Genomic DNA, 14,033 nt, shown 5'->3' with positions numbered 1-14,033 from the left:
GTTACCGATAACATGCCAGTAACAGTTACGGCTGTTTTCGCGACAATATAGGCCGTATGGTCGGAGGCGGTGCAGTAACCTGCCCGGTGTCCGGGCCACACCAGTCGGATTTCGAGACGAGCGAAGGTGCGAAAATTGATTCGTCGGCATACTCGGCGCCGCGGCATGCGAGCCGCGGCCATGATCGCGGCGACGGCGGTCGCCACCGGGCTGATGTCCGGTATCGGTGTGGCCCCGGCCGCTGCCGATCCGATCATGGATTCCAAGAGCCTGCTGGCCAACCCGGTGTCCGAGGACGGGTCGAAGATCGTCAAGGCCGAGTACAAGGACCAGCGGAGCCTGCGCCTGCACGTCTACTCGGCGGCCATGGACAAGAACGTCATCATCGACGTCCAGCGGCCGGCTGATGCCTCCGAGCCCCGCCCCACCCTGTACTTGCTCAACGGTGCCGGTGGCGGCGAGGACGCCGCCTCCTGGGTCGCGAAGTCCGATGCGCTCGAGTTCCTCTCCGACAAGAACGTCAACGTCATCCAGCCCATCGGCGGCAAGTGGAGCTACTACACCGACTGGATCAAGGACGACCCGGTGCTCGGCCGGAACAAGTGGAAGACCTTCTTCACCGAGGAGCTGCCCCCGCTCGTCGACGGCGCCCTGGGCACCAACGGCGTGAACGCCATCGCCGGGCTGTCCACCTCCGGCACCACGGTGCTGGCGCTGCCGATCGCCAAGCCGGGCCTGTACCAGGCCGCCGCCGCCTACAGCGGCTGCGCCCAGGTCAGCGACCCGGTGGGTTCGGAGTTCGTCAAGCTCACGGTGGAGACCTGGGGCGGCGGCGACACCATGAACATGTGGGGCGAGCAGGGCGGTCCGGAATGGGTCGCCAACGACCCGTATGTGCACGCCGAGAAGCTGCGTGGCATGGACCTCTACGTCTCCACCGGAAACGGCCTGCCCGGTCCGTACGACACCCTCAACGGTGAGCATGCGCTGCCCGGCGCCTACGGCCTGGCCAACCAGCTGATCATCGGTGGTGTCATCGAGGCGGGCACCAACTACTGCACCCACAACCTGCAGAACAAGCTGAACGACCTGGGCATCCCGGCGACCTTCAACTTCCGGCCGAGCGGTACCCACTCGTGGGGCTACTGGCAGGACGAGCTGAAGGTGTCCTGGCCGGTGCTGGCCCGCGGGCTGGGCCTGTAGGCTCACCCGGCTCGACTTCCGACCGCCCCGGCGCATCCGCGACCGGGGCGGTCGGCGTTGTGCCCACCGGTCGTTCCGGAGGTGACATTTGCGAATTGTGGTTAACTTAGGTTGACTGTTCCGATGCTGCCGACCCGGTGGTGTCGAGTCCGCTGCCGAACCGCGGCAGCGCAAGTCGCGGAACGGAGGGTGCATGGTCGTCGAACGCAGTGACGCCGCAACCCGAGCCGATCGGCCGGTGCGCCGGCGGCCGAAGGACCGCAAACTCCAGATCATGCGCGCCGCCGCCCGCGCCTTCAGTGAACGCGGCTACCACCCGGTGGGAGTCGACGAGATCGCCGCCGAAGTGGGGATCTCCGGGCCCGCGCTGTACCGGCATTTCGCGAACAAGTACGCGCTCCTGGTGGCGGCCGCCGAGACCGGCGCCGGTGCGCTCCGGGATGCCGCCCTGGCCGCCGACATTCCGGACGGAACCCCGCAACAGCGCCTGGATGCGCTGTTGCACGCGATCGCCGAGCAGACCATCGATCTGCGCCGCGAAGGCGGCCTGTACCGCTGGGAACGCCGATACCTGGCCGCGGACGACCGGGCCCGGATCCGGGCGGTGTACCGGGAGCTCGAGGACATCGTGGCGCGGCCGCTCGCCGAGCTGCGACCGCAGGACAGTGCCGCCGACATCACGCTGCGTGCGGTCGGTGCCCTGAGTGCCGTCGCCAGCATCACCGCCCACCGCACCAGCCTCGCGCACCACCGGATGCTGCGCCTGCAGCTGGAGATGGCCTGGTCGGTCATCTGTGCCGAACTCCCGCCGGCGCCGGATGGTGACCCCGCACCGGCCGCCGCAGGGCTGTCGCTGACCGGGAAACGCGAACAGCTGCTCACCGAGGCGGTCCGGATCTTCGGGCGCCGGGGCTACCACGAGGCCAGTATCGAGGAGATCGGTGCCGCCGTCGGGATCAACGCCTCCAGCGTGTACCGCTACTTCGACAGCAAGGCCGATCTGCTCGCCGCCGCCTTCCACCGCACCGGAGATCGGATGGCCGTCGAGATCGGGGAGGCCCTGTCCCAGGCCGAGAACCGGGCCGACGCCGCCCGCCGCATCGCCGACCGGCACATCCGGCTGACCTTCACCACGCCAGAGATCATGCCGGTGTTCTACGCCGAGTTCGGCAATCTCCCGGCGTCCGATCAGCAGCGGATGCGTTCCATCCAGCGGCAGAACGTCCTGGAATGGGCGAACGTCCTCGACGGTGAGCCCGCCGAGGCCCGCTTCCGGGTGCACGCCGCCATGGGGCAGATCATCGACCTCGGGCGGCTGCTCCGCTACGACTCCCGGCCGGAACAGGTCGCCAGGGTGAACGTAATGACCGGCGCGGTGATGGGGATACTCGACGAGTTGCGCGAAGGGCGCGAGGAGGGGACGTCACCGGCCGAGGCGGCCCGGGACGTCGAATGATCCGCGCGCCGGAATACAGGGGCGGTCCGTATCGACCGTGACCTGGATGTGGCCGGGGCCGGTGTCCTGGAACAGTGAGTACTGGATGCTGCCGTGCATACTGGCCAGGACATCTGTCGCGTAACTGCCGGTGGCACCGGTGTCGGTGTTGTGCCAGGAGACGGTGGCGCGCAGCTCGCACATCGGTGCCAGCGGGTACGGACCCGGCCCGAGTCCGACAGCCGGTGCCGCCTGGATGTTCAGGACTGCTCTTCCCGGCCAGTCCGGGTTCGTGTCGGCCCAGCTGCGGATGCTGGTCACGCACAGTCCGCCACCGGCGGTGGTCGGAACATCCGGGAAGTCGGTGGCGGTGGTGGCCGCCCCGGCCGGCGCACCTGCCGCTACGACCAGCGCGATCGTCGAACCGGCCAGTACCGCGGCGGCCCGGGCAGTGTTCGGCAAGTTCATGGTCGCCGATACTAGGTGGCTTCGCTCGATCTTCCGCCGCCCCACGCCGGGCCCGGGAGATCCGGCAGACCTGCGGGTTCGCCGGTTGTGCGACGATACAGTCCCCGGCGGAGGAAGGACCCACCCAGCGTGTTCGTGAAGATCTGTGGCCTGCAGACCGCGGCGGATGTACGGGCCGCGCAGGTGGCCGGCGCGGACGCCATCGGGATCGTGATGTGCGCGGCCAGCGTGCGCAACGTATCCGCGGCGCAGGCCGGGCAGATACTGGCCGCCGCCGATGCGGTGACCAGCGTGCTGGTGGTCAAGGACGTACCCGCCGTCGACGCCGCCCGGACCGCACGCGAACTCGGCGTGGACGTCCTGCAACTACACGACTATTCGCCCGCCGACACCTGCACCGCACTCGCCGAGTTCCCGCGGATCTGGCGAGCCACCTCGCTCTCCCGGCAACCGGACCTGACCGTGGGCGCCCACGGCGAGGAAGCCCTGCTGCTCGACTCCCCGCGCGCCGGTTCCGGCTCCCGCTGGGACCTCGAAGCCCTCACCGGCCGCCCGAGCGGCCACTGGCTCCTCGCCGGCGGCCTCGCCCCGGACAACGTCGCCGAGGCCATCGCCCGAGCCCGCCCCTGGGGCGTCGACGTCTCCAGCGGAGTCGAATCCGCCCCGGGTATCAAGGACCACGACCTCATCACCCGCTTCGTCGCCGAGGCCAAACGCGCGGACGGCTGATACTCCCACCGTGGCAGTGACCGCCGTCGGTGACGCGACCGTAGGACTCGGCTCACTGAGTTCGCCCGTCTCTGCCACCGGTCGCTCACCTTCGCCGAGGCGGTGGGTGAGATCGCGGCGGTGAGCGGCCGCGAGGTCGCCCTTGTTCCGGTCACTCGGCCGGAATTTGTTGCGGCACTGAGCGAATAGCAGGTTCTCGAGGACATGATCGGGGACTCCAAGCAGCAACCAATGATGATAGTATCATTCAGGTAAGTATCATGTCCGATACCACCACAGAGGTTTGCGATGGACTTCATAGGTCGGCGGCGTGAGCTCGACGCCCTACGAGAGGCGCTTACCGGAGTTGCGACAGAGATCGGCACGTCCCGTCCCGGGCGTTGCCTCATCATGCGTGGTCGGCGGCGAATCGGGAAATCCGCACTGGTCGAGGAATTCGTCCGCAACGCCGATGTCCCGAACGTGTTCTACACCAGCGAGATCGGGTACGGGGCTGGTCCCCTGACCGCATTCGTCGACGCGGTCGCCGAATCGACCCTCCCGGAAGCGGCGGTGTTCGCCGAGGCGATGCCGGCGAACTGGACGGCTGCTTTCCGTCAGCTCGCGGGTGTGCTGCCCGATGACCACCCGTCCGTGGTGGTCTTGGATGAGCTGCCCTATCTGATGGACGAGGCAGGCGCCTTCGAGAGCGTGCTGCAGCGCGCCTGGGATCGCGAGCTGTCCCGCAAGCCCGTGCTGCTGATACTCATCGGCTCCGACCTGTCGATGATGGAGGCGCTCACCGCCTACGGGCGGCCATTCCATCAACGCGGTTGCGATATGCGGCTCGGCCCGCTGAATCCGGCAGATGTGGCGATGATGGCGGATCTCGACGCCGCCTCCGCCATGGACGCGGTGCTGATCACCGGTGGGCTGCCGATTATCTGCGCACGTTGGCGCCGTGGCGACGACCTGTGGGCTTTCCTGGGCCGCGAACTCGCGAACCCGGTCAGCCCGTTGATCGTTTCGGCCCAGTTGTCGTTGTCGGCGGAGTATCCCGACCGGTCGCAAGCCCGGCAGGTACTCGCGGCGATCGGCAGTGGTGAGCGCACCTTCACCAATATCGCCCACGCCGCGGGTGGGATCGCGCACACCAGCCTCACCCGATCCCTCACCGTGCTGATCGACAAGGGCATCGTGGCCGCCGACCTCCCGGTGAGCCTGACGCCCTCGAAGGAGCGGCGCTACCGCATCACCGACCCTTACCTTCGCTTCTGGCTCACATTCCTGGGGCCGTACCTACCCGAACTGGACCGGATGCGGCCGGACCTCACGCTCGACCGGATCCGTCGCGGATTCACCAGCTGGCGTGGGCGTGCGGTCGAGCCGCTGGTCCGCGATTCCCTGTTGCGGCTGCTGCCTGCCCAAGAGATCCCTGCGGCACCAGTGATCGGCGGCTTCTGGACACGCAGCAACGACGTGGAAATCGATCTGGTCGGCGCCGACCGGGAACCGGTCGCCAAGGAACTCGCCTTCCTCGGCTCCGTCAAATGGCTGGACAATTCCGCGTTCGACAACCACGACCTGCTCGCCCTGCAGCGACATCGAGCCCGGATCACCGATGAGCCCGTCCCCCTCGTCGCGGTCAGCCGAGCCGGGTTCACCGCCCGCAATCTCGATGCGGCATTCGACCCGGAGGACCTGCTGAGTGCCTGGCGCTAGCCAGCCACACTCGAGCGTATACACCGGGAACCTATGTGAGCGGGGCCGGACTTCGGCGCTCCAGCGCAGGAGTTTCTGGGGGCACGAGGTGCCGGCGTGCGTGCATCGGCGATGTGTGGCTACACTGCCCACTGTTCTGCATGTAGGGGGATTGATGACTGGCCAGACTGATGGTGGCCCGGGGGAATTCGAAGTCGTACCGGCCGAGGTAGCAGATGCCGGGCAGTTTCTGCAGGGCACCGCGGACACCCTGTCCGACGGACTGCTCGCTCTGGACACCGATATCGAATCCCTGCTGGATACGTGGTCCGGGACATCGGCCGAAGCGTTCCGGCTCGGGTGGGAGGAAGCCAAAGCCGGCGCGGTCACGGTGCTGGATGCACTGAGATCGATCGCCGAACAGATGGGGGTGTCGAGCCGCGTCCTGGCCGAGATCGACGAAGCCCGCTCGGATGCGATCAGTTCGTTGGATCTGCCAGGACTGTAGAAGGGAGGGGACATGGTCGAGGGTTCGCAGCGATTCCGCGTCGATCTGGATGAGTTGGAACAGATAATGGCCCGGATTTCCGGGTTCACCGGGTTCCTGTCCGACAGCCTCGAGGGGCTACGGGTGCGGAACGAGCAGGCTCAGCAGAACTGGAACGGTGCTTCGGCCGATGCCCAGGCCGATGCGTTTCGTTCGTGGATGTCCGGCGCTGCCGGCGTGGCAGATGGGATCGCGGCTATGCGGGCGGCGGCCGAGGCCGCCCGGGACCGGTACAACGAGGCTGCCGCCGTGAACCGGCGAATGCTCGGCCGGGGGTAGTTTCATTGGCTCCGATCGATGTCGATCCTGCCACGTATTCTTCTGCCGCTACCCGATTGAACACGGCGGCGCAGAACTTCTATTCGGCGGTGACCGGGGGAATCAACGGGCTCGAGGGCACCGATGAGATGGGCGGCTCGGTCGGCGAGTGCGCCGACTGGTCGAGTTCGTATGATGACACGGTCGGCAATTTCAAGAATCTGTCGATATCGCTGGCCGACGCGATGCACCACTATGCAGGGATCCTGCAGCAGGTCGGTTACAACCATGCCTGTGCTGATTATGATCCGGCCAGCGGGCTCCCTCCACCCGCTGAACCGGTCCCGTTGCCGCCGCCTACTCTGGGTGGAATATTTCCATACATTTTCCATATACCGCCTTCGGCGGGTGGCCCGGGGAACGGGTTGATCGAGACTGGTGTCGAAGGCACTCTGGAGCTATTGGACCATATCGGGGTTCCGATCCCTGATGGCGACCCGGGCAGGCTGGGTTCGGCGGCGGACACGTGGGAGAAGCTGGCTGGAGACGAGGGGATTGGTGCCCTGCCAGCTGAACTCGAGGCTATCGCGGTGTTGTTCGACACGGTGACCGCCGACGATGTCGAACTGATCGACGAAGACCTGCGTGACATGAAGGCGGCCGCTGAAGACCTGATCACCACCTGTAGTGACCTTGCCACAGCTTGTCGGGATCAGCAGAGCACAATCGATGGCCTGCGTGCCAAGCTCATCGAGTACCTCGAGAGTCTCGCCGTGGAAATTGCCGTCGAAGTGGCCGAGGGTATGGTGATCGGATGGGTCCTGGGGGCGGTGACTGTTGGTTTCGGAGCAGCGGCCGTGGCGCTCTACAAAGCTGGGAAGATCACCGTTAAGGTGAAGAAGTGGGCGGGCAAGATCAAAACTTTGGTCGAAACCACAAAGCTTGCTTCGAAAGTGAAAGTCACCAAAACGGTTGACAAAAGCAAAGAAAACATGCAGCGCATCCGCGATCTGGTCAGAAATAGGAGTGATGATGTTTCAGGAAAATCTTCGCTCGGTTCAAAGGGTCCGGATTTGCAGATCGACGATAAGCAATTCGGAAAGAAGATCGGCAAGCACGCCCAGGACTATGGACTCGATCCGTCTGATCCAAATAGCCGCGCTTGGCTGCGTCAACATTTCGACGACATTCGGAACAACCCAGATGAGGTTCGCAAAGGTCCGTACCACGCTGGGCAAGGAGGCGGGGAAAACTACTGGTTTTACAAGCAAGGGGATGATCTATTGATAGTTAACGAAGAAGGCAAGTTTGTGACTTCATTTCCAATGAAGGGAACAAACTCATGGTTCGAAGGTGCGACTCCGCAATGAGAGAAACGGAAGGAATGCTAATGCTCGATTCGAGATCCTTTCTCGCGAGTCTGGTGGGTGCTTCGATAACTTCGTTCCGGCGAGTGTTCTATGTTTTCCGTGGGGAGATTGACAGATCTGAGGGTGCGATTGAGATATCTCTGTCAGGCGGTCGAGTGGTTTTCCTAGATTCCGGCAGTGACGGTGAAGAGCTTCGGGTTTCGCAGGATCGGTGGTGCGATCCGTTCGAGGGGCGCATGAGTCGTGAGAATATTGAATTCGTCGAGAAATCGGGAAAATACTCGGCATTCTGTGTCGACTCTGAGGAACCTTATGCAAGCCTCGTGGGAAAGACTATCGGGGCGGTCATTGAGAATGAGTTGCCGGACGGCAGGATTTCAGGGGTGGTCTTCCTGATAGACGGGATTCGACTTTCAGTGAACACGATCGCTGACGAGTTGATCATAGACTGGGGATAGCCACCCGGGCTGGCCGTTCGACGCCCGAGTGTCGTGGCCTGATAGGCAAGGTCGACCTCGGTGGCATGATTCGAGGAGACCTATGAGCAGCACGCCCATTGAGCCACGTGTGCTTACCGAAATCGAAGCCGACGTTGTCGCTGAGTTGTTGTCAGGTGGCAAGTCGGGTGCGAGTCAATATCTGATGCAGATCCCTTACGTTGAGGTGGTCGCTACGTGGGGAGCGGGGTCTCCGCTGAAGACCTGATCACCACCTGTAGTGACCTTGCCACAGCTTGTCGGGATCAGAAGAGCACAATCGATGGTCTGCGTGCCAAGCTCATCGAGTACCTCGAGAGTCTCGCCGTGGAAATTGCCGTCGAAGTGGCCGAGGGTATGGTGATCGGATGGGTCCTGGGGGCGGTGACTGTTGGTTTCGGAGCAGCGGCCGTGGCGCTCTACAAGGCTGGGAAGATCACCGTTAAGGTGAAGAAGTGGGCGGGCAAGATCAAAACCTTGGTCGAAGCCACAAAGCTTGCTTCGAAAGTGAAAGTCACCAAAACGATCGACCAGAGCAAGAAGAATATGGAGCGCATCCGGAACCTCGTCAAGAATCGGAGTGACGACGTCAAGGACAGGTCCGGATCGAAGCGCCGTGGATCGATCGATGAAACGGAAAAATCGTTCAACGATGACGAGCGTAAGGTTGCAGAACTGCTTGCGGACGAGGGAAAGGATGTAAAAGCAATACCTGAGGGTAGTAAACGTACTCCAGATGCCGAGGTGGACGGCGTGCCGACGGAGTTCAAGACCCTCAGTGAGGGTGCGTCCAATAACAGCGTAAAGAATGCGCTCAACAGTGCGAAGGGGCAGTCGGACAGTGCTATCCTGGACGCGCGGGCAAGTGGACTCACTCAAGAGGAGGCGCAGCGAGGGCTCGGTCGGTTCCTGGGTGCTAATCCTGACAGGATGAATAGTATTCGAATTGTTGGCGATGGGTGGGAAATAACTTGGCCTTAGGAGGGTAGCTGGTGAGTGCGCACTACGAAGCGTTTCTGAAATGCGATGATCGGGATTTGTTGCGATGTCTGGGTAATATTCTCGGCGTGGCTCCGGAATCGGTGGACTCCGAAGGTTTCGGGCTCGGCGGACCGAGCTATGTCTTCAAGGTCGAGCACGCTGCCGTGGATCTCGCATTTTCTCATGAATACGAAGACGATTACGAGATTCCGTTCTCTCGATTTCCGGCTGTCTTGACCTTCAGGGATCTCGACTCCAGTCTGGATAGGGAAAGGGAATTCGCTGAGAAAATCTTCGATCTAGTAACTGACCTATGCAAGTGTGAGGGCATTTTGGTGTTCGATTTAAGAGTTCGGGTAAGGTAGGTTGATATTCATTTGGGTGTTCGATCTTGATGCGGGACTGATCCCAGGACATCCCGACTACGTGCCACCTGGGCTGGGTGGGCGATATTGCTATCGACGCGGGTTGTTGACTTTTCCGGCGTCAGATCGCGTCACCCGTTCGAGCGCCCCTCGCAGACCTATCGAGATGCATCCGGTGAGGTAGGCCTCGGAAACATTGATTCGCTGACCCGGGAGGGCGGCGAGTACCGTATCGAGGGCGATTGGGGGTGTATAGAGCTCGCAAGTGACAGTGAGCCGACATTTTGCGTTGAAGAGTAAGACCGTGTCTCACTCAGGTGCCTTGGTCGTCGCTAGTTCCGTTAGCGGGTCAGCGCCCGGGATCTGGACGTGAGCACGTGCGCAACGACGTACCGCCACCGCCCACCACCGCTTGCACAGCACCCGCGCGGATGGGTTGAATGCCCGATATGAGCACCGCGGAGTTCGATGTCTGTGTCGTCGGCCTGGGCCCCACCGGGCGGGCCCTGGCGCATCGGGCGATGCGGGGCGGGTTGCGGGTGGCGGCGGTGGATCCGCGGCCGGATCGGTTGTGGCCGCCCACCTTCTCCTGCTGGGTGGACGAGCTGCCGGGGTGGCTGCCGGAGTCGGCGATTGCGCAGCGGATCGCGGCGCCTACCGTCTGGACGCACCGGAAGCTGCGGATCCAGCGGGAATACTGTGTGCTGTCGAAACCGGGCCTGCACGCTGCACTGGGGCTGGACGAGGCCGAGGTCTTCGCGCAGCGCGCCCGGGCGGTGACCGAACACGAGGTCGAGCTGGCCGACGGGACCACGATCCGGGCGGCGACGGTGTTCGACTCCCGGGGAATGCCCACCCTGGGCCGCCGGCGAGCGGCCTCGGCGCACGGCATCTTCGTCGATGCCGAGATCGCCGCGCCGATGGTCGGCGACGGGGAGGGGTTGCTGCTGGACTGGCGGCCGGAGAACGGCGCCGGGCCGGACGAACCGCCGTCCTTCCTCTACGCGGTGCCGCTGGGCGACGGTCGGGTGATCTTCGAGGAGACCAGCCTGGGCCTGCGCGGTGGCATGCCGCAGCACGAACTCCGGCGCCGTACTCTGAACCGGCTCGCTGCCCACGGCATCCGCCTGACCGGCGACGAACCCACCGAGGCCGCGCACTATCCGCTGGATCAGGTGCCCCCGAAACGCGGGCCCGGACAGCCCGTACCGTTCGGTTCCCGCGGCGGGATGATGCACCCGTGCACCGGGTACAGCGTCGCCGATTCGCTGGCGCTCGCCGACACGGCAGTCACCGCACTCCGGCAGGGCAGCGACCCGGTCGCCGCGCTCTGGCCGGTCCGGGCCCGGCTGGTGTACTGGATGCGGATGCGCGGCCTGTACGGGCTGGGCCGGCTCACCACCGAGCAGTCGATCGCCATGTTCGACGCGTTCTTCAACGCATCGCCGCGCGGGCAGCGCGCCCTGCTCTCCGCACACGACGACTACACCGCCCTCGGCGCCGTGCTGTTCAACACCGTCGCCCATACCTGGCCGTTCCGCTGGCGCTACGACCTGGTCGGCTGGACGAACCGCAATCGCTGGCTCGACTTCCCGTTTCCGGCGCCCGATCGCGGAATGAACCTGCCGGAATCCGGTCCCGTGGGACCGGCCGCGGACTGATCAGGACTTCTCGGCCAGCCGCCGGTATCCGCGCACCGCGGGGTAGCCGAAGACAACCATCATGCCGACCGTCCACAGCACGGTCTTGGTGAGCGGTGCCGCCACCGCACCACCCCACACCAGCCCGCGCATGGCGTCGATGGCGCAGCTCATCGGCTGGTTCTCGACGATCGGCTGCAGCCAGGTGGGGTAGGCCATCGCCGGGACGAAGCCGGTGTTGAAGAACATCAGCAGCGAGTTGAACGTGCTGATCAGGCTCACCAGCATCACGCCCTCGGTGATGGTGGCCAGCGCTGTGGTCATCACCGCGAAGCCCAGCCCGAACAGCACCGGAATGCTGATCATCGCGATGTTCACCAGCGGATCGGTGGCGAACCGGAACCCGAACGGCACCGCGACCAGCAGGACGAACACCGTCGTGATCACGATGCGCACGCATTCGGCCAGCAGGCGGCCGGTGAGTCCGGCGGCCCGGTGCACCGGCAGCGTCCACATCCGGCTCAGCAGCCCCGATTCGCGTTCGCGTTTGATGCCCAGGGCGCTCACCACCGCCCCGGCCATCGCCGCAATCAGGGTGATCATCGGTGCCTGGCCGTAGATCGCCGGGATCGTGGTCAGCGGCGACGAATCGATCTGGTTGCCGAGCACGATCTGGAACATTGCCAGCGTCAGGGCCGGATACAGCAGGATCTGGATCGTCGTCGACGGATCCCGCAGCCAGTTCAGCAGCAGGCGTTTGCATTGCAGCCAGCTGTGCACCAGCCAGCTGAACAGGGCATTCTCCGGCCGCCCGGCTACCACCGGGAGCGGGGTGTTCCATCCGGTCGCCGGTGTCGTTTCCACGGAACTCATGCTCGCCTCACGCTCGCCCACACCGCCAGTGGGAAGAACAACACGGTCAATCCGGCCAGCCAGGCCAGCGGCACCCACAGCACACTCCAGGCGACACCCCCGGCTGCCATGTCCTGCAGTGCGAAGGCGAACTGGGAGATCGGCTGGTTCCGCACGAACGGCTGGATCCACTCGGGGAACTTCGATTCGGGCACGAATCCGCTGGAGAGCATCCCCAGGATCAGGGTCGGCAGGGTCAGGGCCTGGCTCAGCGCTTCCGGGTTCTTGGTCAGGCTGCCCAGTGCGTCTCCACCGAGGGTGAGTACCACGCTGATGGTCAGGGCGAAGGCGCAGAACAGCAGTGCCTGCCCCAGTCCGGCCTGGAAGCGGAACCCGATCAGATAGCCGTATCCGATGGCCGCGGCCAGTGAAGCGCCGGACCGGACCAAGCCGGAGGCGATGCGGGCGGCCAGTGGGACCATCGCGCCGATCGGCAGCGTCTGCATCCGGGTGCTCAGGCCGGTCAGCGCCTCGAAGGCGGAGAGCTGCGCATTCGACATCATGGTGAAGGACATGGTCTGCAGCACGATGATGGGCATCACGTACTGCGCGTAGTCGATGCCGCTCAGCTGCATGATCAGGCGCAGCGGCAGATAGAACGCCAGCGTGAAGACCAGCGGGGTCACCACGGCGACGATCAGTTCGCCCTTGGTGGCCATGGTGCGCACGATTCGGCCGGTCAGCGCCCGCCACTGGGCGAAGTTGTTCGGATGGGCCGGTGGGACATCGGTGAACAACGAGGCTGCCGGAGCAGCCGCTGGTGTTGCCGTCACGCGTGCTCACCGCCGGAATGGCCGGTCAGCGACAGGAACACATCGTCGAGAGAGGGCCGGCGCAGCGCGATATCGGCCAGCTCGACGGCGCCCGCATCCAGCCTACGCAACGCCTCCGCGAGGGTCGCCGCGCCCTCCGGCGCGGGGATGGAGAGGCGGTCGCCGCCGTTCAGTTCGGCGCCGACCGCTTCGGGGACCAGATCGCCGAGCGCGGTCGCGGCCTTGCGCAGCTGCGTCGGATCCAGCGGGACGACCTCGCAGTAGCTGCCGCCGGTGCGTTCCTTGAGCTGGTCGGCGGTGCCTTCGGCGATCACCGTGCCCTTGTCGATCACGATGATGTTGTCGCTGAGGACGTCGGCTTCCTCCAGGTACTGGGTGGTCAGCAGCACCGTGATGCCCTGGTTCTTCAGCGCGGTCACCAGATCCCAGACGCCTTGCCGGCTGCGCGGGTCGAGGCCGGTGGTCGGTTCGTCGAGGAACACCACCTCCGGTCGCACCACCAGGCCGCAGGCAATGTCCACGCGCCGGCGCATGCCGCCCGAATAGAAGCGGACGGCGCGTTTGCCGGCGTCGACGAGGTCGAACTCCTCGAGCAGAGTGTCGGCCCGGCGACGGGCTGCGGATTTGCTCAGCCCCAGTAACCGGGCGAACAATTCCAGGTTCTCCCGGCCGGACAGGTTCTCGTCCAGAGCCGCGTACTGGCCGGTCATCATGATCGAGCGGCGCACGCCGGCCGGATCGTCGACGACATCGTGCCCGGCGACGACGGCGCTGCCGGAATCCGGCCGCAACAGTGTCGACAGCACCTTCACCGTGGTGGTCTTACCGGCGCCGTTGGGGCCGAGAATGCCGAGCACACTGCCCCGTTCGGCCCGGAAACTGATGCCCTGCAGTGCGTGTACGTCGCCGAACGACTTACGGACATCGGTGACGAGCACCGCGGGTTCCGCAGCTGCGGGCTCCGGGGTGACGTCCCGGGGCGCCTCCACCGGGTCGGTTGCGTCCACTGAATTAGGGGTCGGCATCAACTCTCCACATCGACCGGTGCGGCTACCGAACGCCGGCCGCACACGGAACTACTTCCCGGTAGTGATCCTTACCGTCCGGCGCGATGTTACCGGCCCGGTGATTTTCCGGGTCGCTGTTCGGTTGCGCGGATCCGCGCACAGCCGGACGGCCCGGTCGGGCGAAGCATC

Annotated in this window: 15 protein-coding genes; 11 read left to right on the top strand and 4 right to left on the bottom strand. The window is 64.8% G+C overall.

What is annotated here, in order from left to right; translation table 11 throughout:
* Positions 1-180: 180 nt before the first annotated feature.
* Both AC1HFH_RS23830 and AC1HFH_RS23825 read left to right on the top strand, forming a co-directional pair.
* Complete coding sequence (locus AC1HFH_RS23830) at positions 181-1,203, top strand: alpha/beta hydrolase (RefSeq protein WP_480247957.1); 1,023 nt, start codon at positions 181-183, stop codon at positions 1,201-1,203.
* Between the two features lie 193 nt (positions 1,204-1,396).
* Positions 1,397-2,659 carry a TetR/AcrR family transcriptional regulator gene (locus tag AC1HFH_RS23825; protein WP_480245016.1) on the top strand — a complete coding sequence of 421 codons (1,263 nt, stop codon included), beginning with the start codon at positions 1,397-1,399 and terminating at the stop codon, positions 2,657-2,659.
* Here AC1HFH_RS23825 and AC1HFH_RS23820 read toward each other — a convergent pair.
* Entirely contained in the window at positions 2,627-3,106 is a 480-nt protein-coding gene (locus AC1HFH_RS23820; RefSeq protein ID WP_480245015.1) for a hypothetical protein, read from the bottom strand. The genes AC1HFH_RS23825 and AC1HFH_RS23820 overlap by 33 nt on opposite strands.
* 129 nt (positions 3,107-3,235) lie before the next feature.
* On the opposite strand from AC1HFH_RS23820, the gene AC1HFH_RS23815 reads away from it, so the two are divergent.
* The 9 genes from AC1HFH_RS23815 (at position 3,236) to AC1HFH_RS23775 (ending at position 11,173) form a co-directional block, all read left to right on the top strand.
* Entirely contained in the window at positions 3,236-3,835 is a 600-nt protein-coding gene (locus AC1HFH_RS23815; protein WP_480245014.1) for a phosphoribosylanthranilate isomerase, read from the top strand.
* Between the two features lie 390 nt (positions 3,836-4,225).
* Positions 4,226-5,536 carry an ATP-binding protein gene (locus AC1HFH_RS23810; RefSeq protein WP_480245013.1) on the top strand — a complete coding sequence of 437 codons (1,311 nt, stop codon included), beginning with the start codon at positions 4,226-4,228 and terminating at the stop codon, positions 5,534-5,536.
* A gap of 154 nt (positions 5,537-5,690) precedes the next feature.
* Positions 5,691-6,023, top strand: a complete 333-nt coding sequence (locus AC1HFH_RS23805) for a WXG100 family type VII secretion target (protein WP_480245012.1) — start codon at positions 5,691-5,693, stop codon at positions 6,021-6,023.
* A 12-nt stretch (positions 6,024-6,035) separates the two neighbouring features.
* Positions 6,036-6,341: a WXG100 family type VII secretion target gene (locus AC1HFH_RS23800; protein ID WP_480245011.1), complete on the top strand. Its 306-nt coding sequence runs from the start codon at positions 6,036-6,038 to the stop codon at positions 6,339-6,341.
* A 5-nt stretch (positions 6,342-6,346) separates the two neighbouring features.
* Positions 6,347-7,690 carry a hypothetical protein gene (locus AC1HFH_RS23795; RefSeq protein WP_480245010.1) on the top strand — a complete coding sequence of 448 codons (1,344 nt, stop codon included), beginning with the start codon at positions 6,347-6,349 and terminating at the stop codon, positions 7,688-7,690.
* On the top strand, positions 7,687-8,148 hold the full coding sequence (locus AC1HFH_RS23790) for a hypothetical protein (RefSeq protein ID WP_480245009.1): 462 nt from the start codon (positions 7,687-7,689) through the stop codon (positions 8,146-8,148). Before AC1HFH_RS23795 ends, AC1HFH_RS23790 begins: the two co-directional genes overlap by 4 nt.
* Positions 8,149-8,364: 216 nt before the next feature.
* Positions 8,365-9,147: a CdiA C-terminal domain-containing protein gene (locus AC1HFH_RS23785; protein WP_480245008.1), complete on the top strand. Its 783-nt coding sequence runs from the start codon at positions 8,365-8,367 to the stop codon at positions 9,145-9,147.
* A gap of 11 nt (positions 9,148-9,158) precedes the next feature.
* The gene (locus tag AC1HFH_RS23780; protein WP_480245007.1) at positions 9,159-9,512 is read left to right on the top strand and encodes a hypothetical protein; all 354 of its coding nucleotides are present in this window, start codon (positions 9,159-9,161) and stop codon (positions 9,510-9,512) included.
* A 449-nt stretch (positions 9,513-9,961) separates the two neighbouring features.
* Complete coding sequence (locus AC1HFH_RS23775) at positions 9,962-11,173, top strand: lycopene cyclase family protein (protein WP_480245006.1); 1,212 nt, start codon at positions 9,962-9,964, stop codon at positions 11,171-11,173.
* Here the strand turns inward: AC1HFH_RS23775 and AC1HFH_RS23770 are convergent, their stop codons facing one another.
* The 3 genes from AC1HFH_RS23770 to AC1HFH_RS23760 are packed head-to-tail and all read right to left on the bottom strand — an operon-like array spanning position 11,174 to position 13,826.
* Positions 11,174-12,025, bottom strand: coding sequence for an ABC transporter permease (locus tag AC1HFH_RS23770; protein WP_480245005.1), 852 nt, complete (start codon positions 12,023-12,025; stop codon positions 11,174-11,176).
* Positions 12,022-12,837 (bottom strand): ABC transporter permease, encoded by an 816-nt coding sequence (locus AC1HFH_RS23765; protein WP_480245004.1) that lies wholly within the window; start codon positions 12,835-12,837, stop codon positions 12,022-12,024. Before AC1HFH_RS23765 ends, AC1HFH_RS23770 begins: the two co-directional genes overlap by 4 nt.
* Positions 12,834-13,826 (bottom strand): ATP-binding cassette domain-containing protein, encoded by a 993-nt coding sequence (locus AC1HFH_RS23760; protein WP_480247956.1) that lies wholly within the window; start codon positions 13,824-13,826, stop codon positions 12,834-12,836. The genes AC1HFH_RS23765 and AC1HFH_RS23760 overlap by 4 nt, the downstream gene beginning before the upstream one ends.
* Positions 13,827-14,033: the final 207 nt, after the last annotated feature.

This window comes from Nocardia sp. KT25-26, from assembly GCF_056627695.1.
This window is presented reverse-complemented; position numbering and strand designations above follow the sequence as displayed.

Bases quoted from the DNA above. Each gene is read 5' to 3' on its own strand.
- AC1HFH_RS23830 (WP_480247957.1), top strand. From the start codon at position 181: ATGATCGCGGCGACGGCGGTCGCCACCGGGCTGATGTCCGGTATCGGT.
- AC1HFH_RS23825 (WP_480245016.1), top strand. From the start codon at position 1,397: ATGGTCGTCGAACGCAGTGACGCCGCAACCCGAGCCGATCGGCCGGTG.
- AC1HFH_RS23820 (WP_480245015.1), bottom strand. From the start codon at position 3,106: ATGAACTTGCCGAACACTGCCCGGGCCGCCGCGGTACTGGCCGGTTCG.
- AC1HFH_RS23810 (WP_480245013.1), top strand. From the start codon at position 4,226: ATGCGTGGTCGGCGGCGAATCGGGAAATCCGCACTGGTCGAGGAATTC.
- AC1HFH_RS23805 (WP_480245012.1), top strand. From the start codon at position 5,691: ATGACTGGCCAGACTGATGGTGGCCCGGGGGAATTCGAAGTCGTACCG.
- AC1HFH_RS23800 (WP_480245011.1), top strand. From the start codon at position 6,036: ATGGTCGAGGGTTCGCAGCGATTCCGCGTCGATCTGGATGAGTTGGAA.
- AC1HFH_RS23790 (WP_480245009.1), top strand. From the start codon at position 7,687: ATGAGAGAAACGGAAGGAATGCTAATGCTCGATTCGAGATCCTTTCTC.
- AC1HFH_RS23775 (WP_480245006.1), top strand. From the start codon at position 9,962: ATGAGCACCGCGGAGTTCGATGTCTGTGTCGTCGGCCTGGGCCCCACC.
- AC1HFH_RS23770 (WP_480245005.1), bottom strand. From the start codon at position 12,025: ATGAGTTCCGTGGAAACGACACCGGCGACCGGATGGAACACCCCGCTC.